This window comes from Embleya sp. NPDC127516, from assembly GCF_044765325.1.
Classification (GTDB): Bacteria; Actinomycetota; Actinomycetes; order Streptomycetales; family Streptomycetaceae; genus Embleya.
The window spans coordinates 265212-283011 of record NZ_JBIWJT010000014.1 but is presented as its reverse complement, the minus strand read 5'-3'; the positions used below and the strand labels follow the sequence as shown (position 1 = coordinate 283011).

General features: G+C 71.2%; 13 protein-coding genes and 2 pseudogenes. 8 read left to right on the top strand and 7 right to left on the bottom strand.

The features are described 5' to 3' along the window. Window positions 1-189, top strand: a 189-nt coding sequence (locus tag ACIRL2_RS27500) for a transposase (RefSeq protein ID WP_402235300.1), incomplete at its 5' end; no start/stop codon positions are given. A gap of 819 nt (window positions 190-1008) precedes the next feature. After that, complete coding sequence (locus ACIRL2_RS27495; protein WP_402235298.1) at window positions 1009-2727, top strand: choice-of-anchor P family protein; 1719 nt, start codon at window positions 1009-1011, stop codon at window positions 2725-2727. 694 nt (window positions 2728-3421) lie between these two features. On the opposite strand, the gene ACIRL2_RS27490 is transcribed toward ACIRL2_RS27495, so the two are convergent. Next, entirely contained in the window at window positions 3422-3988 is a 567-nt protein-coding gene (locus tag ACIRL2_RS27490) for a TetR/AcrR family transcriptional regulator (RefSeq protein WP_395861378.1), read from the bottom strand. A 146-nt stretch (window positions 3989-4134) separates the two neighbouring features. Here ACIRL2_RS27490 and ACIRL2_RS27485 point away from each other — a divergent pair, with 146 nt between their 5' ends. Further along, window positions 4135-5604 carry an MFS transporter gene (locus ACIRL2_RS27485; RefSeq protein ID WP_395861380.1) on the top strand — a complete coding sequence of 490 codons (1470 nt, stop codon included), beginning with the start codon at window positions 4135-4137 and terminating at the stop codon, window positions 5602-5604. A gap of 310 nt (window positions 5605-5914) precedes the next feature. On the opposite strand, the gene ACIRL2_RS27480 is transcribed toward ACIRL2_RS27485, so the two are convergent. The 3 genes and pseudogenes from ACIRL2_RS27480 to ACIRL2_RS27470 form a co-directional block, all read right to left on the bottom strand. Continuing rightward, window positions 5915-6190 (bottom strand): proprotein convertase P-domain-containing protein, encoded by a 276-nt coding sequence (locus ACIRL2_RS27480; RefSeq protein WP_402235314.1) that lies wholly within the window; start codon window positions 6188-6190, stop codon window positions 5915-5917. 93 nt (window positions 6191-6283) lie between these two features. Beyond that, window positions 6284-7075, bottom strand: a pseudogene (locus ACIRL2_RS27475) (S1 family peptidase); the annotation flags it as partial. 368 nt (window positions 7076-7443) lie between these two features. Further along, window positions 7444-7592 (bottom strand): annotated as a pseudogene (locus ACIRL2_RS27470) (zinc carboxypeptidase); the annotation flags it as partial. Between the two features lie 951 nt (window positions 7593-8543). Between ACIRL2_RS27470 and ACIRL2_RS27465 the strand changes: the two are divergent. After that, complete coding sequence (locus tag ACIRL2_RS27465) at window positions 8544-10580, top strand: hypothetical protein (RefSeq protein ID WP_402235295.1); 2037 nt, start codon at window positions 8544-8546, stop codon at window positions 10578-10580. Window positions 10581-11033: 453 nt separating this feature from the next. Here the strand turns inward: ACIRL2_RS27465 and ACIRL2_RS27460 are convergent, their stop codons facing one another. Beyond that, on the bottom strand, window positions 11034-11363 hold the full coding sequence (locus ACIRL2_RS27460) for a hypothetical protein (protein WP_402235292.1): 330 nt from the start codon (window positions 11361-11363) through the stop codon (window positions 11034-11036). 732 nt (window positions 11364-12095) lie between these two features. Between ACIRL2_RS27460 and ACIRL2_RS27455 the strand changes: the two genes are divergently transcribed. The 4 genes from ACIRL2_RS27455 (at window position 12096) to ACIRL2_RS27440 (ending at window position 14093) form a co-directional block, all read left to right on the top strand. Next, on the top strand, window positions 12096-12347 hold the full coding sequence (locus ACIRL2_RS27455; protein WP_395861385.1) for a DUF6400 family protein: 252 nt from the start codon (window positions 12096-12098) through the stop codon (window positions 12345-12347). Next, a complete protein-coding gene (locus tag ACIRL2_RS27450; protein WP_395861387.1) occupies window positions 12331-12576 on the top strand; it encodes a hypothetical protein in 246 nt (81 codons plus the stop codon). The genes ACIRL2_RS27455 and ACIRL2_RS27450 overlap by 17 nt, the downstream gene beginning before the upstream one ends. 517 nt (window positions 12577-13093) lie before the next feature. Then, window positions 13094-13723, top strand: a complete 630-nt coding sequence (thpR, locus tag ACIRL2_RS27445) for an RNA 2',3'-cyclic phosphodiesterase (RefSeq protein WP_402235289.1) — start codon at window positions 13094-13096, stop codon at window positions 13721-13723. Window positions 13724-13889: 166 nt separating this feature from the next. After that, complete coding sequence (locus ACIRL2_RS27440; protein WP_402235286.1) at window positions 13890-14093, top strand: hypothetical protein; 204 nt, start codon at window positions 13890-13892, stop codon at window positions 14091-14093. Between the two features lie 379 nt (window positions 14094-14472). On the opposite strand, the gene ACIRL2_RS27435 is transcribed toward ACIRL2_RS27440, so the two are convergent. Together ACIRL2_RS27435 and ACIRL2_RS27430 are read right to left on the bottom strand one after the other, a co-directional pair. Beyond that, window positions 14473-16980 (bottom strand): FtsX-like permease family protein, encoded by a 2508-nt coding sequence (locus ACIRL2_RS27435; RefSeq protein WP_402235283.1) that lies wholly within the window; start codon window positions 16978-16980, stop codon window positions 14473-14475. After that, window positions 16977-17744 carry an ABC transporter ATP-binding protein gene (locus ACIRL2_RS27430; RefSeq protein ID WP_402235280.1) on the bottom strand — a complete coding sequence of 256 codons (768 nt, stop codon included), beginning with the start codon at window positions 17742-17744 and terminating at the stop codon, window positions 16977-16979. The genes ACIRL2_RS27435 and ACIRL2_RS27430 overlap by 4 nt, the downstream gene beginning before the upstream one ends. Window positions 17745-17800 lie beyond the last annotated feature (56 nt).

The following is a 17800-nucleotide window of genomic DNA, read 5'->3' as shown; positions in this document are numbered from 1 at the left end:
CGGATCGCCCGACGCGGCATCGACTCCTCGACGCGTCTCGGCCGACACCGATGGGTCGTCGAACGAACCGTGTCCTGGCTCAACGCCTTCCGCCGTCTCCACCGCCGATACGAGGTCAAGGCGGCGCACTTCGGCGCGTTCGTCAGCATCGCTGCCGCATTGATCTGCTACCGCCAATATGCCAAATGAAACGACTTCTTAACGGCCGGTGGTCCCCCGGCGCGTGGTGAACCTGTACGTGGGTGCGTGGTAGCCGCTGGCGTTGCGAGGTTTTGGGGCGGTTGGCCGCCGGGGACGGCCGGATCGCGCCGGCGAACGCGAACGCGATCCCGCCGTGATCCCGCCACCCGCCCGCCCCGGCACCGGCCGCTCCGGGACCCCGTCGCGCTCGGCGGGGCTCCGAATGCCGGCTTCGGGTCGGGTCCGGGTGTCGGGGGCCTGGGCGGGTGGGCGAGGCGGCGCAGGGCCGGTACGCGTTCGGCTATCCCGACCCGCCGACGGATTGCGGGCGGTGGGCCGGCCGGGGGCAGGGCGTCTGCGTGATGCCGGAGGGTACCGGGCTGGACCGTCAGCGGCGTGGCGGTGAGGGGCCTTGGCGATCTGCATGGCTACGTCGAGCGAATGGCACCTTGAAACCACGCTGGTGGTCGTCGGGTCGCGGCGGACGGCGTGGACGCGTTGTCACCGGGCGGGCGTCGCGGTCGGCCGAGCCGGGCGATCGTGAGGGGTGAGGGGTGGTGGGGGGCACGGTCGAGGGTGCGGCGCGGCTCCCGCGGTGGGGGTGCGCGGGGCGGTTCGGTGCGCGCACCGGCGCGCGACGGTGTCACCTGTAGGTGTGGTTTGGCTGCCGAGAGGCGGTCGTCCGGCGTTGTGGGTGCTGTGCTGCTCAAGGCGATGTGCCGGACCGGTCGTGGTATCCGCGATCGGTCGGTGCGGCCTCGCCGTCCTCGGCCTGCCCCGTGGGGCGGGTCGTGGGGTCAGACACCTTGCGACGTAAGGGGTTTCGTCATGTCCACGATGAGAAAACGGCTCACCGGACGCTTCGGCAGCGTCGGTATATCGATCGCGGTGGCCGTTGCGGGTCTGACCGCACCGTTCGCCGTCGGCGGCGCGCAGGCCGCGCCCGGGACACCGGGTGTGCCGCAGGCGCCCGCGGCGATCTTCGCCGAGGGTTTCGAGAACGGCCAGGGCGCGACGCCGACCCTGCTCACGAACTACATCGGCGGTCCGCCGGTGGGCGAGACGTACACCGCCGACCCGGCCTGGTTGACCGCGTGCAACGGCTGGGTCACGTCGCCGGCCGCGTCGACCACGCCTCCCGCCGGCAGTGGGTGCGTCCCGGGCGACTGGGCCCAGGTCAAGAACCTCGCGGGCGTACTCGGTCAGTGGTCGGGTGGTTCCTCGACCACGAACCACGCCGTGACGGCGTACACCGCGGGCAATCCGGGCGCCGGCAAGGTGCAGTTGGAGACGGCGACCCCGATCCCGTTGCCCGCGGGGCGGCGCTTCATCGCGTTCTCGGTCGACATCGCCGAAGTCAACTGCTTCGCCAACCACTCCAAGTTCAGCTTCTACCTGCTCGACGGCGACCAGGCCACGCCCGCGTTCACGCGCCCGATCGAGGCGTGCGTGGATGCCACGACGACGATCGGCGGGGCCAAGGTCGGCACCTTCACCAGCAACGGCGCCGTGCTGTTCGCCGGCAACCAGGCCGGCATCCGGTTGGTGAACGAGCAGCCGAGCGGCACCGGCAACGACGTGGCCTTCGACAACGTCAAGCTCGTCGACGCGAGCCCGCAGGTCGACATCGGCTTCGCGCCGACACCGGTGCTCACCGGTGGCACCTCGACCCTGACCTTCACGATCACGAACACGAACGAGCTGGGCGCCAAGCCCGGTTGGTCGTTCTCGGACGCGCTGCCGGCCGGGCTCAAGGCGACCGGGGTGACCACGACGACGTGCGATGCCGGCTCGGTCGTCGCGCCGGCGGGTGGGGGCTCGGTCGACGTATCCGGCAACCTGACGGCGGGTCAGGAATCCTGCACGGCGCAGGTCCAGGTGACCTCGGCGGCGCGCGGGACGTACACGAACTGCGCGGCGGGCTTTACGAACGTGGTCGGGGTGAGCCTGCCGGGGTGCGCGAGCGTCGTGTTCGACACGATGCGCTTCGACGCGCACGCGTACGGGGCCGCACTGAAGTCCCCGCTCGCGAACATCGGCCCGATCGCCGCGTCCGACGTGACGTGCTCGAACGTCGCGGCGGTCGACACCGACAACGTCGCGACGGTGTCGCTGGGCGTCGTCGGCAACGCGGGCGTGGTCACCACCCGCGCGGAGGGCACGATCGACGCGAACGGCCTGCAGCGGGCGAACGCGCGCGCCGAGACGGCCGGGGTGAACCTGCTCGGCGGACTGGTCACGGCGGACGTCGTCGAAGCGATCGCCACGGTGCAGGGTGACGCGAACGGCGGTGCGACGCCGAGCGGTTCGGTGACGTTGGCGAACCTGCGGGTGGCCGGGGTGCCGGTGGTGAACCCGAACGTCAACGTGGATATCACGATCCCGCTGGTGGCGACGGTGCGGGTGAACGAGCGAGTGGTCGACCCCGGCGGTCGGGGGATCACGGTCAACGCGCTGCGGATCACACTGTTGTCCGGCGTGAGCGTCGTGGTGTCGCATGCGCGGGTGGCGCTGACGCTGCCGGGAGGTACGTGCCCGACCGCGTGAGGTGAGGCGGACGAGCTTGGGCGCGGCGGCCATTCGCGGTCGCCGCGTCCGTGCGTGTCGGCATTGGTGTCGGGGCGCGTCCCGGGATTCGATTCGGCCTCCGCGGGGCGGGGGTCCGCCGCCGATAGGGCACCGTCGGCCCGGGACCTGTTCGACAGGCGTGGTCCGGGAACGGGCCGGGTTCTCGCGGTACAAGCGGCGCACCGACACGTCGATCACCGGCGGTCGCTCGAGTGTGGAGACGGGGCCGCCCGCGTGGACCTCGACACCGGCTCTCGCCCGGTGTGGTCGGCGGCCGGCGAACCATGCACAGGGCGTATACCTGCCGGGGATGGCGGAGTTGCGGCCACCCGGTGTCTTCCTGATCCGTTCCTGCTCGATCCCCGGGTCCGGCCGGACCGGGCGGCAAACGGGGCCTTCCGGGGGATGGAGGCGTTCGGCGACGACGGAACGCCCGTTGACCTCGCGGGGGTTGACGAGTGAGGAGGCCCGGGGCGGGTCAAGAAAACGCGCGACGCGCGACGCGCGTCGCCGGCCGACGGCTTCGGCCGGGCCGCGTGGGCCGGCCGGGGGCCGGGTGCCTGAGGTGGGACGGCACACGGCACACGGCACGCGGCGGAGCACCTCACGAGGCCCTGGTGCCGCGGACCCTGTTACCGCGTCCGAGGGCCGATCACGGGGACCGGGTCAAGGTTCACAACAATCGGTCGACCAGTCCGTCGACGTAGTCCGGGGTGAGCGGGCCCCTGCCGAACAGGACGCGGATGTACATCGGGGCCAGGATGTGGTCCAGCACGCCGAACGCGTCGGGTGGGTGCTCGCCGCGTTCGCGGGCGCGATCGAGCATGGACTGCAGTTGCCGGGCGCGTTCGGCGAGGAGGTCGTCACGCGCCTGCAGGCCCTGAGGACCGTTGTCGGACAGGGCGACGGCCAGGCGCAGCAGCGCCGGACCGTCGGGTCCGGTGATCTCGCGGGCCACGTTGGCCGCGTAGGTGCGCAGGTCGCCGGCCAGGCTCCCGGTGTCGGGCATCGGCGACTGAGCGTTGAGGCGGGTGAGCGCCACGTCGGTGAGCAGGGTTTCCAGGCTGCCCCACCGGCGGTAGATGCTGCTGTCGGCTACACCCGCGCGGGCTGCGACCTCGCCGACGGTGAAGTTGCCGTAGCCGCGCTCGCTGATCAGGTCGGTGACGGCCCGGTGTACCTCCGCGCCGACGCGGGCGCTGCGCCCGCCGGGTCGTCGGGCCGGCTGTCGCTCGTTCATGCCCCCACTTTAACGCAGCCGTGACTTGCGTTTTTGAAGCAGCCCTCCTTACAGTTGCCTAACGCAGCCAATGACTGCTTTAGGGCGCCCGGAGGCCGACCGTGTCGGCCGTGGAAAGGCGCCATCGACGATGGAAAGGAATTCCCATGGCTGCATCGCCCGCGGCCGTAGGCAGTCGACCGAACCGGGCCGTGCTGCTCACGGTGACCTGCCTGGGCCAATTCATGGTCCTGCTCGACAACACGATTGTCGGAGCAGCGCTGCCCGATATGCAGCACAGGCTGCACACTCGGCTGACCGGTCTGCAATGGATCGTCGACGCGTACGTACTGCTGGTCGCCATGCTGCTGCTGTCCGGCGGTGTCTTCGCCGACCGGTTCGGCCGCAAGCGGGTGTACCTGACGGGGGTCGCGGTGTTCACCGCCGCGTCGGTGCTGTGCAGCTTCGCGCCCACGGTCGGCTGGCTGGTCGCCGGTCGGGTGCTGCAGGGCATCGGGGCCGCGGCGTTGAGCCCTGCCTCGCTGGCCCTGCTCGCCGCCGCCTATCCCGTGCCGCAGGATCGCATCAAGGCGATCGGGCTTTGGGCCGGATTCAGCGGAATCGGTCTGGCCGCGGGCCCCGTGGTCGGCGGCGTGCTGACGGACGCCTTCGGCTGGCCCGCCATCTTCCTGGTCAATCTGCCCATCGGCGTGGTCCTTCTGCTGGTCGGCCTGCGCAGCCTTGAAGAGGCCCGCAATCCGGGCGCCCCCGCGATCGATGTCCCGGGTACGGTGCTGTCCGTTCCGGGAGTGGGGGCGCTGACCTACGGGCTGATCGAGGGTGGTGCCCGCGGCTTCACGTCGCCGGTGATCCTGGGCAGCTTCACCGCCGCGGTGATCCTCCTCGCCGCCTTCGTCGCCGTCGAAGCGCGTCGTTCCGCCCCGATGCTGCCGCTGCGGCTGTTCCGGCAGCGGCTGTTCACCGTGTCCAACACCGCCATGGTCGTGGTGGGGTTCGCGCTCATGGGCTCGTCGTTCTTCTTCTCCCAGTTCTTTGTGTACGTCCAGGGCAGCTCGATCCTGCGCGCCGGTCTGCAGACCCTGCCGGCAACCCTCGCCATGGTGATCGTCAGCCCGTTCGCGGGCCGGCTCGCCGCCCGTTACGGCTTCCGAATCGTGGTCACCACCGGCCTGGCCCTGGCCGGCCTGGGACTGCTGGCGCTCGGCATGGTGCACGCCGACACCGGCTATGGGAACGTGTGGTGGCGGCTGGGAGTCGTCGGCATCGGCTTCGCCCTGACAATGTCCCCACTGACGGGAGCCGCCATCCAAGCAGTCGGCCCACAGGAAGGCGGCCTCGCTTCAGGCATCAGCAGCACCACCCGGCAGATCGGCGCGGTGCTCGGCGTGGCGGTACTCGGAGCCGTCGTCCGCACCCGGCAATCCGGCGGCGCCTCCTTCGAGACCGGCCTCAACAGCGCCTTCCTCGCTGCCGGCACCGTCACGTTGGTTACCGCCGTGGTCACCGGCCTGTGGCTGGTGGGATCCGAGCCCGCGGAAGGCTCCGCGGCGCCGCGACGTTCCACCGATCCGGATGCGGTCCCCACCTCGAACGAGGCATCCGTGAACAGCCGTTGACGGCGACACCGACCTTGACCGGGAGATGAGCCAGGGGATGGTTGGTGGGGGTGTGGTGTGGGCCGGGGCGTTGCGGCCGCCGGTGGGTGGCCCCCCGTCGCGTCGCCGCGGGGTTTGCGCGCCCGATTGACGTACGACGTGCGGCTCGGCCCGGACCGGCGCGAGAAACCGCGTCGGGCCGAGCCGAGCCTGGATCGGTATGTCCCCGGCCCGCGCCGTGCGTGGAGGGCGTTGAGGCCGAGGAAGGGGGCTATCCCTGGAACGTGGTCGTGGGAGATAGGAAGGATCGTCGGGAGGTGATCCCGCCGGACTAGAAGGTGACCTTCCAGGAGTCGATCTTGCCGGTGTCGGCGGCGGCGACGTCCTGAACCTTCAGGCGCCAGGTGCCGTTGGCGAGTTCGCTGGAGGCGTTGACGGTGTAGGTCGTGATGATGTTGTCGGCGGAGTCGCTGCCGCTGGAGTTCTTGAGTCGGTAGGCGGTGCCGTCGGGGGCCACCAGGTCGACGGTCAGGTCGCCGCGCCAGGTGTGCTTGATGTCGACGCCGACCTTGAGGGTCGCCGGCGCGTTGCCCGCGACGCCGGTCACGGCGATGTCGCTGAACACGGCGCCGCCGTTGTCCGGGATCGCGACGTCGTTGGTGTTCTCGAACGTCTCACCGTCCGGGGGATCGACTCCGCCCAATTCGCTCGCGCCCTGCGCGATGGCGGTGGCGAAGGTGCTCACCTCGGTGTACACGCCCGGTCGGCCCGGTCGGGCGCAGCCGACACCCCAACTCGTGATCCCGATCTGGATCCAGGCGTTTGCGGCATCCTTGCGGAACATCGGCCCGCCCGAGTCGCCCTGGCAGGTGTCCGTGCCGCCCTGCGGATACGCGGCGCAGATCTCGGCCGCCGGGATCAACCCCGAATACCCGGGCGACGCCTTGCACGTCGCGTCGGTCACGAACGGGACGTCGGCCTTGAGCAGGTAGCGCTGCTGTCCGCCGCCCTCGGTGGCCGCACCCCAACCGGCGATGGTGAAGGTGCCGTTGTCGTAGGTCTTGTTCGTGGCGATCGGGATGGTCGCCGCGCCGGGTATCGGGGCGGCCAGCTTGATCAGCGCCCAGTCACCGCCCGTGGGGGTGTCGTACGTGGGGGAGCTGAGCACCTCGACGGACGTGCGCTTGACAGCCGCCGGGCTGTTCAGGTCCACCACACCGTACGTGGCCGTGATGCTCGAGTCGGGTCCGGATCCGTCGACGCAGTGCGCTGCGGTCAACACGATCTGGTCGGTGTACATGGTGCCGCCACAGCCCATGGACAGCCGTACCATCCAGGGGAATTCGCCCTGGGCGGCCAAGGTGCCACCGACGATGTGCGGTGTGACGTCGCCCGGGTTGGAGGGCGGCGGGGTGGGCGACGCGATCGTCTGCCCCGCGCCGCCGGCGGCGATTGCCGTCACAGCGGCGGTAACCACCAGGAGCCTTTTGATCAGAGAATGCCTGCTTACCATTTTCTTCCTTTCGACCCGCATGGGGGAGCGCGTGGATCCGGAACCGGGGGTGTGGAAGCCGGGGTGTGGAACCGGATGGACCCCGCGTTGCGACCGGGGAAATGCTTGTTGGAGCCACCGGAGAGGAGCGAACTCCGGGCGATGGAGCAGTGGTTCGGCGCACCCGACGCACCGCGACGAGGACGGTGCGGTGCGGGTGTTGCCGACGCTCGGCGGGAAGGGGTGGACGGCGCGGAGGGCGCGCACCGCGTGGACCGCGTGGACCGCGTGCGACGCGCACACCGTTCCCGACTCGTATGGCCTGTCGCGGATCCTGCCGGCAGGTGCCGGCAGGTGACCTTCCCGGCGTAACCGTCGCCGGGGAGTTTCACCAGGTAGAGCGCCGGCCGACGGTCAGGTGTTCGCGGGGATGCTGATGGTGGGCGAACAGCCCTTCCGGTTCGTTCTCGTCGACCGAGACGTTGTCCGAAATCTTCGGCACGCACAGCGCACGGCCCGACAGGGCCGGCCGATCACCTGCTTACCGATGCCTACCGACCACAACGCTGTATTCCGCCGAGGTACGAGCTTCGGCCGACGCCGGTGCCTTGTTGCCGACCGCGGGACGCGAGGTCCACCACGACCATCGCGAGAGCAGCGGTGAAGGCAGCGGTGACGACGGACAGGCGTTTACGTCTCACACGGGTACCTCCTCACGAGGGCGCCGGATTTCGCCGACGCCGGAGGGATGTGTTCCTGTGCGTGTCGACCGGAGACCGTCGGTGGTGGCCGACGGCATCCGTCGAGATGGATCGCAGTCGATGCACTGCGCCGCAGTCCCCGACTCGGTGCGCGAGCTGCGCACACGCGGGGTGGTGTGGGTGCGCGGAGGGGACGGCCGAAGGCCGGCGGGAAACGGCTTCCGGTCGCTCCGGGGGGTGTCTGACGAGCGAACCACGGATCAAGGTGCGGAGGGACGGCCGCGCATTGAACGGGAAACCGCGCTTGACTTCCGATTCCTGACGCCGGAGGCGTTCGGTACGGGGGACGTGTTCGGCACGAGAAGTCGAGGGGTACCGCTACCAAACGCTAGCCATCGGGAACCCGGCGCGAATCGGGGAAATCCCTTGTCGTTCCCGAGCTGTGGGAGAGGGCCGGCGCGCCGTCGCCCGGGTCCGCGCTCGACGCGTACGCGGTATCCGCCGGCCGATTGTGCTGCGGCGGCGTTCCTCGCGGCGGCATCATCGGTGCCATCCCGATCGTGCGGACCATTCCGCCCGGTCCGCCCTGCGAAGGAAGTTGGGATCCGACCCATGACGACCCCGGTCCGCGGAGTGCCCGATCCGAAGTGGACGGAGGTGTGCGCGGCCGCGTGGGGCGAGCCGAAGCGCCGCCTGTCTCGCCCGAATGCCCTCAGGGCGTCGACCGGTGCCGGCGACGCCCCGCGTGCGGTCGGCGGGAGGCGCGCGTGACGCCGGTGAAAGAGCGCTCGCTCCCCCTTCCGGACCTGGTCGCTCTCGGGGCGTTGACCGGCGCGGGCGACTCACGCCAGGCCGGTCTGGCACTCGCCCGCGTCGGAGCCGAGCTGCGCGCGCAGATACTGGAGTACTGCGTGCTACGGCCGAGCGCCGTCACGTGGTGCCTGCGGGATGGTGCCGCCGCCGACCGCGCGGCGTACGCCCGTAACCGATTCCTCGACCACCGGGCGATGGCCGCGCTCGCCGCCGACCCCGATCCGGACGTCCGGGCGGCGGTGTTCTTCCACCGCAGGGTCCCGGGCTCACTGCGCCGCCGGGTGCTGGCCACCCTCCCGATCGCGCCGGTGCTGCGCGAACGGCTCATGTGCACCGACGCGCTGCCGGAACTCGGCATGGCGATGGACTGCCCCGACCCGGAACTGGCCGCCGAGACATACCGGACGATCCTCGGCAGGCGGCCGCTGCCACCTCAGGGATCCGGCGCACTGGCGGCCGACCCCGACACGTCGTCGCCACGCGGCCACGACCGGTTCACCGAGACGCTCGCGCTGCTGCGCCCGGAGAAGTGGACCGCCGACGACTGGGCCGAGACCGCCGTGCGGCACATCGAAAAGCCGTGGCAGAACGAGGAGTGCGTCGCGCTCGTCGGCGAACCCGCATGCCCGGTCGAGACCGCGCTGGCCCTGCTCGCGTACGGGCCGACCGACAACCCGTACACGTTCCCCGCCCGGGTGGCGCTGGACACGGGCACGGTCACTCCGGACGACATCTTGCGGCGCGGGCCCGGTGCCGCACGGGTCCTCGGGCTGATCGACGCGCTGCACTGGCCGCCGCCCAACGAAGACTGGATCAGGGTGACCCTCGCCGAGGAGGAGGTGGCCGCCCTCGAACAGGGCCTGTGCGAGGCGGTGCGGGCCCGGCTCGGCACGGACCCCGGCGCCTGGCGCGCGGCCGTGACACTGCTCACCCGGGACGCCGAATACCCCGGCAGTGTCCTGGCGTTGCTCGACGAGGCAGCCACCGTCCCGTGGGTGAGGCCGTCCGGCTCGGCGAAGGCGCCCGCGGGCAAGGCGCCCGCGCAGTGGACCGACTTCCGCCGGCAGCCGCGGCCGGCCCGCCCGCCGTCGGCCGGTCCTTCTCCGCTGCGGCTGCTGCTGTCCTGCGCCGACGCGGACGCGCTGTCCGCGATCCTCGCGGCGTTCGACGACGACGTCCTCCCGGAGTTGGCCGGGGTCAGCCGCAGGGCGCCGGTTGCGCCGGCGCTCGTCCCGCCGATCGCACGGGAGTTGGCCTCGCGCAGCCCCGAGGTGCTGCGCGACTTCGTCGCGGGCGTCGAGCACGACCCCGACAAGCGTGCCGAACTGATCGCGCTCGGCTTGGGCGAGGTGGACGCCGCGCTGCTCGCGGGCGACGCCCTCACCGCGTACCAGCGCGCGGAGCTCGTCGCCCGGACGACCGGCACCGCGGCGGAACCGGGCCCCGTCGCGCACCACGCCCCGGTCGAGGCCCCGATCTCATGGGACGTGGTCCTCGACGAGGTGACCTCGGGACGCGCGGAGAGGAACGTCCTCGACACCTTCAGCCGCCATCCCGCGCTGCCGGAGTCGGTCGCCGCCGCGCTGTTCGAAGCCGATCCGCAACGTTACGCCCGGCTGCTGGCGGCGCTGCCCCGGTCGACCGCCCTGGCGCTCCTGCCCGCAGCGGCCCGGGTGTGGGGCCGCCGCGAAGGTTCGGGGTGGACACTCGTGCTCCCGGCGCTCGCCGCGTGCCTGCGTTCAGGCACGCTCACGCCGGACGACCTGCTGACGCACACCGCTGCGGCCTCGTTCCTCCTGTGGGCGTTCGGCGACGAGCAGCGGAGCCGCGGGAAACTGCGGCCGCTGGCCGAGCCGTTGCGTGCGCTCGTCGACGCGCACCTCGGCGAGGATCCCGACGCGTGGACGATCGCGATGCGGCTGCTGCCGGACTTCGCGGGCTCGGTCGACGAGCTGCTCGCCACCGCCGGTCGCGCCGCCGGTCGTTCGTGAGACCGCACTGTGATGTCCCGTCCCCGGAACCCGAGCCACCGCGACAACCAGACGCTTGGGTGGGTGGTTGACGACATTCGGTGAACGGCGGGCGGTGGCTCGCGGAAACCTCCGCGCCCGGCCGCAGCGGACGTCGATCAGCTTCACATCCGGTCGCTTCGAGATCGCTTCCGATGCCTGCGGGGGTGGCGACACCCCATGGATCGACACGGCGGCGGCTTGCGGCCGCACCTGCTTGACGACGACGGTGGCCGGCGGGTCGCTCGGCCGGCTGAAGAAACCGCACCGGGCACGAAGCGCGCCGTACGCCGAGCCCCGCGACTCCGGGACCTTGTGACCACCCGGGGACTCGCCCGAACCGGGCGCTGCACGATCCGCCCCCAGTCGCCGCGCCACGGACGTCTCCGGCGGCCCGAGGGCGTCACCGACACGCCTTGTGGCGCCCCGACACGGTCAGGAGTACCAGGACGCCTCCGTCGGCCGCGACCGCCGGGGCACCTCCCGAGCGGGCATCGGCCTGCGTCCGCCGGCCGCGAGCAGGACGCTCGCCGGATCGCCGCCGAGAGCGCCCGGGAGTGTCACTTCGACCTCGATGCCGCGAGGCGGGTCGGTGGGCAGGATCGCGGTCATCACTTGCGTCCGGGCGTGGTGGCCGTGGACGCGGGCGGCGGCGACCTCTTTCCCGTCCACGAGGAGCTCCAGCTCCCGCGTCCCGCCCATCCGCAGACACACGGTGACCGAGCAACCGGCGTGCTCGCAATGAAAATGATACTCGCGGCTCATGATCGCCTTCCCCAATCGCCGATCGAAAAGGCTCCTCCACTCCATCGTGGCACCGAGCGGCGGCCGCGCCAGTTCCCCTCTCGGTTGACGGCGCAACGGACGCTGCTTCATCCCATGGTTTTCTTGGTTCTGTCGGCCGATCCCGGTCGGGTCAGTCGTCGGATTCTCCGTCCAGGATCCAGGCGATTCCTTGTGCCGGGTCTGCGATGGCCAGGTGTGTCGCGTGCGGCGATTGGGGCCTGGTGTGCCGGTGGGTTCAGGTGAGGCAGTCGACCCGAGTGACGAAGGCGGCGACGGCTCGGGGTCCAAGGGTTCCGCCGGATCGGCCAGGTGTCCGAGCGGTCGCCAAGGGGCCGGCCGGCCGTGTGCCTTTGAGGAGGGCGGTCAGTGGTCGGACCATCGCCGCGCATCACCCGCCGTGTGCGAGCGACGTCGCCGGCGCGCACTGGAATGGTCCCCGTCGTGATCGCCGCTGCGCCCCACGGTCCGCTCGGTGCATGCTGCGGGGCGCGCCGTGAAATACGTCATAGTGCCGTGGGTGGGGCGTGTCCGTCGGTCGAGGCTTGGTGGCGGCAACGGCCCGCCTGTGTCGGCTGATCCGAGGGCGCCCCGTCGATGGGCGGGGGTGGAGCGTGGCCCCGGGGCGTCTCGAGGCGACTGGGGCCGCTCTTCCCTGCGGCAACGGTGCCTGGTAGAGATGGGCGGGTTCCCCAGCACTTCGGAAGTCTCGCCATGAACCAGGACAACACTCCCGATCTCGTCCCCTTCACGATCGACCTCACCTTCGAGGAGGCCCGGCGACGGGCCGAGGTCGTCGCAGCACTCGGGCCCGACTGGGACCCGGTGGCGGTCCTGCGAGGCGAGGACGAGGCGTATGCCCTCCTCTACTCGGGCCTGGACGCCGAACAGCAGCGCATCCACGACCTGCTGGTGGCGGCCGGTGTCCTGCCGGGGGAGGAGCCGGGCCATGCGGCTGCCCATTGATCCACAGGCGGACCTCGCCCGACGCGCCTGGGTGACCTGCCCGGTCTGCGACGACGCCCGCCATTGCGCGACCTGCGCCGACCGCCGCAACTGCGGCGAGCACTGGCGCTACCTGATCTCCAACAACGGGCCGGTCGTCAACCTCCAGTGCCCCCGATGCACGCACATGTGGTCCCTGGACACCCGGCCCGGCATCACCCGCTCCGGTGACAACACTCCCTGCTTCTGACGAGTCGGAGCGGAGGCCGGGGAGGTCCGTAAGCTGTGCCGGCGGCACGCAGATGCCCCGATGAGCCGCAGGAACAGGCGATTCGGGAGGTACGTACCTCTTGGGCACCCGGGTCGCCCGGGTCGCCCGGGACCTGGGCATCCACACGGAGGCCCTGCGGAATCGGGTCCGGGGGGCCGAGGCCGACGCCGGGGGAGCGGACCGACCGCCCGACCACCGCCGAGTCGGAGGAACCGAGGCAACTCCCGAGGGAGAACGTCGAGTTGCGGCGGGCCGACGAGATCCTCAGGGTCGTCTCGGTGTGCCTGGAGCACTTTCGCCGAGATCCCGGGCGTCACCGGCGCCGACAGCCCCGCCCTGACCGGAATCACGAACATCCCCGACGACACCGAATCCCCCACGGCCGCACGGTCGTGCTCTTCCGCCACTGACAAGGACAGGTGTACCGGGCGGGATGGGGTTGTTCGCGGTCGTGCCGCAGCCGTGTTCTGATGGATGGGTGAGCGAAAACGGCTCCATGCGCTTGTTCGTGGCGCTCGTGCCGCCCCCCGAAGCGGTGGCGGAATTGCGTCGTGCCGTCGACCCGATCCGCTCCCGGTACGACGGGCTGCGCTGGACCGGGCCCCAAGGTTGGCACCTCACTCTCGCCTTTCTCGGCACGGTGGAGCCGAAGACCCGGATCGAGTTGGAAACCCGGCTCGCCCGCGTCGCCGCACGCCATCCGCCGCGGAACCTCGCGCTCACCGGCAGCGGCCGTTTCGGTGATCGCACCCTGTGGATCGGGATCCGGGGCGATCGGCGGGCGATGGCCGCCCTGGCCGTGGCCGTACGGCGCGCGGCCGGTAAATGCCACATCCCGATCGAGGGCCGGCCGTGGCACGGTCACGTGACTCTGGCCCGCGTCGCCCAAGCACGCGGGGCGGGCGGGCGGCGCCCTCCGGGCAGTGCGCTCACCGACCCGGCGGCCGATCTCGCCGGATTCGACGGGGTGGAATGGACCGCGGACCGGCTGCACCTGGTGCAGAGCGTCATCGGCAACGGCCCGGCTCGGTACCACGACGTGGCGACGTGGCCGTTGGTGGGCAGGCGCTCATCGCACGTCCGCGCGGGAACCCGGGATGGTGCCGAGAAGTCCTGCTCGAAGTGAGCGCCGCCTGAGTCGGCCGACGTTCGTGCGACGCGCTCCCACCGGATCGAACGTCACCATTCCCATGCTTCGGGGAGTCGGTGGGCGCCCCGGGAACGTTCCCGTTAGAGCCAACTTTCGGACACATCAGGCCTCGACGCTTCCGACGGGCCAGGTCTCGGGGATCGTGGACAGGATCATTCCGCCCGGGGTGGCAGTCCGCCTGGACGCCGGGGTCCACGGGCTGGTGCCTGCCCACGACCCGGGCTTGGCACGGTGGGCGGCGCATGGGCGCAACCGCGCCGAGGGCGACGTCGTGGCGGCCGGCGTCTGCGGCATCAACCTGCGTCGGCGGCAGGTCCGACTCCGAATCCTCGAAGAGGTGTGCTGACGCTCTCGGTTGGTGGCGCCCCGTCTTTGAGACCGGCGCCGAGGGCACTGCCGTTGTCGAACACCCGCCACGTCCCACGCACATCGGGCCCCGGCCCTTCCACGAGTGCGGCGGCCGCCGCCCGAGGGCATCGTGCGGTGCCTGGAACGGGAAGCGCCCACCACCGCACCATCACGTCGAACGGCCGCACGCCGTCCGGGCTGCTCCGGATCGTCATCGTCACGGCCGACGACGAGCAGCTCGTCCGGGAGGGCGACCGCGACACTGGCCCCTCTGCGCGCAGCCGGTCCTTGAACCCGGCGGCACCCGCCGCTACGGCGGCAGTCGGTGCGCCGTCGGCACCCCGACGAGCGCACCGATGCCGACCCGAACGCGGAGATCATCGCCGGTCGCGCATGACGGCTCGGCCGGCGAGGGCGGTGGCGGAGAAGACGAGTACGAAGGTGAACGTGACGATCCCGGTGTAGGTGAAGGGATCGATTGCGGGCATGATGCGGTCGCCGTTGCTCAGGGCGTACGTCATGGCGAACAGGCCGGGCAGCGCGAACGCGGTCCCGACGATGCAGGCGGTGGCGCCCAGGATGGCGGCTTCCCAGCGCAGGATCGAGCGTCGTTGGCGTGGTGTGGCGCCGACGGCCGCCAGGAGCACGAATTCCGATCGGCGGGAGAGGGTTGCCGTCACGAGGGAGTTTGTGACCGCGATGGCGATATAGCCGAAGAGGACCAGCAGTATCAGCAGCCCGAACTTGTCCTCGCCGCCCGAGGCGCCGTCGGCGTCGGCGACGGAGGCGGACCGGGTGACCTCGGCTCCGGGCACGTCGGCCAGGTCGTTGCGGATGCGGCGTTCGACCCGCGCCACCGATTCGGATGCGGGGACCGTGACGGCCAGACCCGATGCGAGTCCCGAAGCGGTGGCCGGCTGCAGGTCGTCGAGTGGGAGCAGGACATCGCCGAAACCGAGGCCGCGTTCGTACAGCGCGCTCACGTGCCGCTTGATCGACTGTCCGTCCGCCAGCACGATGGTGACCTCGTCTCCCACGTGGGCTCCCAGTTGTGCGGCACCGAGAACGCCGAGCACGACGTCGCCCTGCCGGAGACGGATCGGACTGTTGCTCGTGGGCTTGAGATCGGCGTAGCGCTCCACTTGGTCACCGGCGATGCCGAGTGCCTTCAGGGTTTGGGGGCTGTTGTCGCTGCCGGCGGGCGGCTGCACGATGACGCCGGTGGTCACGAATGGGGTGGCGGAGCCGACCCCGGGCACGCCTCGCACGAGTTCGGTCGTCCGGTCGCCGACGCCGGCACTCGACACGGTGACCGTGAGGTCGGTGCGCGCGCCCGCGTGAGCCTGTGCCTTCGACACGGTGCCGATGGTCGCGGCGCCGGAGAGCTGGACCGCGGCCAGCGCGACTCCGAGGACGATCGGGGTCATCGCGCCGCCGACGCGGGCGGCCCGGTGGCGAATACTGCCGAGGGCCATGTATGCCGCGGCGGTCCGCGCGGCCGGTCGGCGCACGATCGCGGCCGCCGCGCGCACCACCTGCGGACTCAGCGGACCGATCGACAAGGCCATCACCAATCCCGAGATCCCGGGAAGTCCACTGGCCGCATCGACGTTGGATGTGTAGGTCGGCGCCAGGGCCATCACGATGCCCACCGCGAGGAGCACCACTCCGACGACGACGCGCCGCGCCGTCCGCGGCGATCCGGACGGACCCGTGTCGCCACCCTCGAGTTGCGCCAGCGGACTGCTGCGTACGACTCGGCGCACCGCGACGCGCATGGCGATCTCCGCGGCGACGAAACCCGTAAGCATCGCCGCGATGAAGGGGAACGGGCCGAAGACCGGCTGAAGGGTGCGGGGCAGCGCCCCCCAGGATCGGATGGCGTCGATCATGACCGCTCCCACGAGTGGTCCGGCGAGCCCGCCGAGGCCCCCTGCCGGCGCGGCGACCACGCGGATCTCCGCGCGAAGCAGCCGCTTCACCTGTCGTGGCGTGGCGCCGACGATGCGGAGCATGGCCAACTCGCGTGATCGCTCGCGGATCTGGAGCGACGTCAGAGCGATGACGGTGAACACGGCGACGATGAACGCGACAGCGCCGAGCGCGCCCGAGGCGGAGACGAGTGCCGCCGTCGCCCGGCCCTGGGAGACCGCCTCGACGGGCCCCCGGGCGCTTCGATCCCACAGCCGAGCGTCGGCGGGTGGGACCAGGCGAGCGAGTGTGTGCTCGTCGGGCATCGCCTGCGGCCAGACGCCGATGACCGCCACACCGCGATCGGGGTTGCCGCGCGTTGCGATCTGCCCGTCGCTCAGATAGACGTCCGGGACGTCGACTCCCGTGTCGTCGGCTGTGGTGGTGCCCGCGAGCGTGTACTCGACGGACCGGTCGCCGAAGCCCAGCGAGACCTTTCCCCCGGTCGCCAGGCCGTGGGAACGGGCGACGTGGCCCGGCAGCACGATTTCGTCCGGCCCGACGGGTGCGCGTCCCGAGGCCAGTTCGCGGTTCCCGAGCGCGAACGCCGACCAGGGATGCGCGTCCACCGGTTCGGCGTCGCCCGCTCGGCCACCAAGGATGGCGGGCACGATGCGGTCGGCGACCACGCGGGATGCCGGCAGCGCCGCCGCGATCTCGTCGACCAAGGAGGCGGGCAGCAACGCCCGGCCCGGAACCGTCATGTCGACGTCGCCGCCGACCGGCACCGACTGCCGGGCCGCGACCAACAACGGCGCGTTGTCGTACTCGCCGGTGGAGACCCGGCCGCGGACGCCGGTCTCCAGGAGTACTCCGAACGCCCCCACGAGAACAGCCGAGAAGAACACGGTCACAGCCAGTGCGACGACCTGGCCCGTGCGCGCTCGCAGCGTCAGTCGGGCGAGCTTGTTCACCACCGCAGCCCGAGGTCGGTCAGGGTCGCCGCGATCTGCCCTTCGGTGGCCCCGTGGAGCTCGCCGTGCCAGCGTCCGTCGCGGAGGAACAGCACACGGTCCGCGACCGCCGCGGCCCGCGGGTCGTGCGTCACCAGCAACGCCCGCTGTCCGAGGTCGGTGACGATCGAACGGAGCAGGCCGAGTATGACGTCGCTCGAGGCGGTGTCCAGCGCGCCGGTCGGCTCGTCGGCGACGATCAACTCCGGGTCCGTCACGAGCGCACGCGCGAACGCGACGCGCTGTTGCTGCCCCCCGGACAGTTGTGCCGGTCGGCGCTCGAGTGTGGCACCGACACCGACGGTCTCGGCCAGATCCCGTACGCGGCGCTGGTCGATCCGTCGGCCGGCCAGTCGCAGCGGCAATGAGATGTTGTCGGCGACGGTGAGCGACGGGATCAGGTTGTAGGACTGGAACACCACCCCGACGTGCGAACGCCGCATCTCGGCCAGTTGGGCCTCGTCCAGGCCGGTGATGTCCGTGCCGCCGATGTGGATCGAGCCGGTGTCGGGCTTTTCCAGGCCCAACAGGCAGTTCAGCAAGGTGGTCTTGCCGGAGCCCGACGGTCCCATGATCGCGGTGAAACTCCGCGGCGCGACGAAGAGGTCGATGTTCGCCAATGCCCAGAACCGGGTGGCATCGGCGCCGAAGCTTTTGCTCAACCCGCTGACCGTCACGGCGTGGTCCTCATGGTTTCCGGGGCGTTCGCCCTTGTGCGTTTTCACGTAATCGACCGTAGGATCGCGGTGCTTGCGACACAGTCCCCCGCTCACCCGAGCCG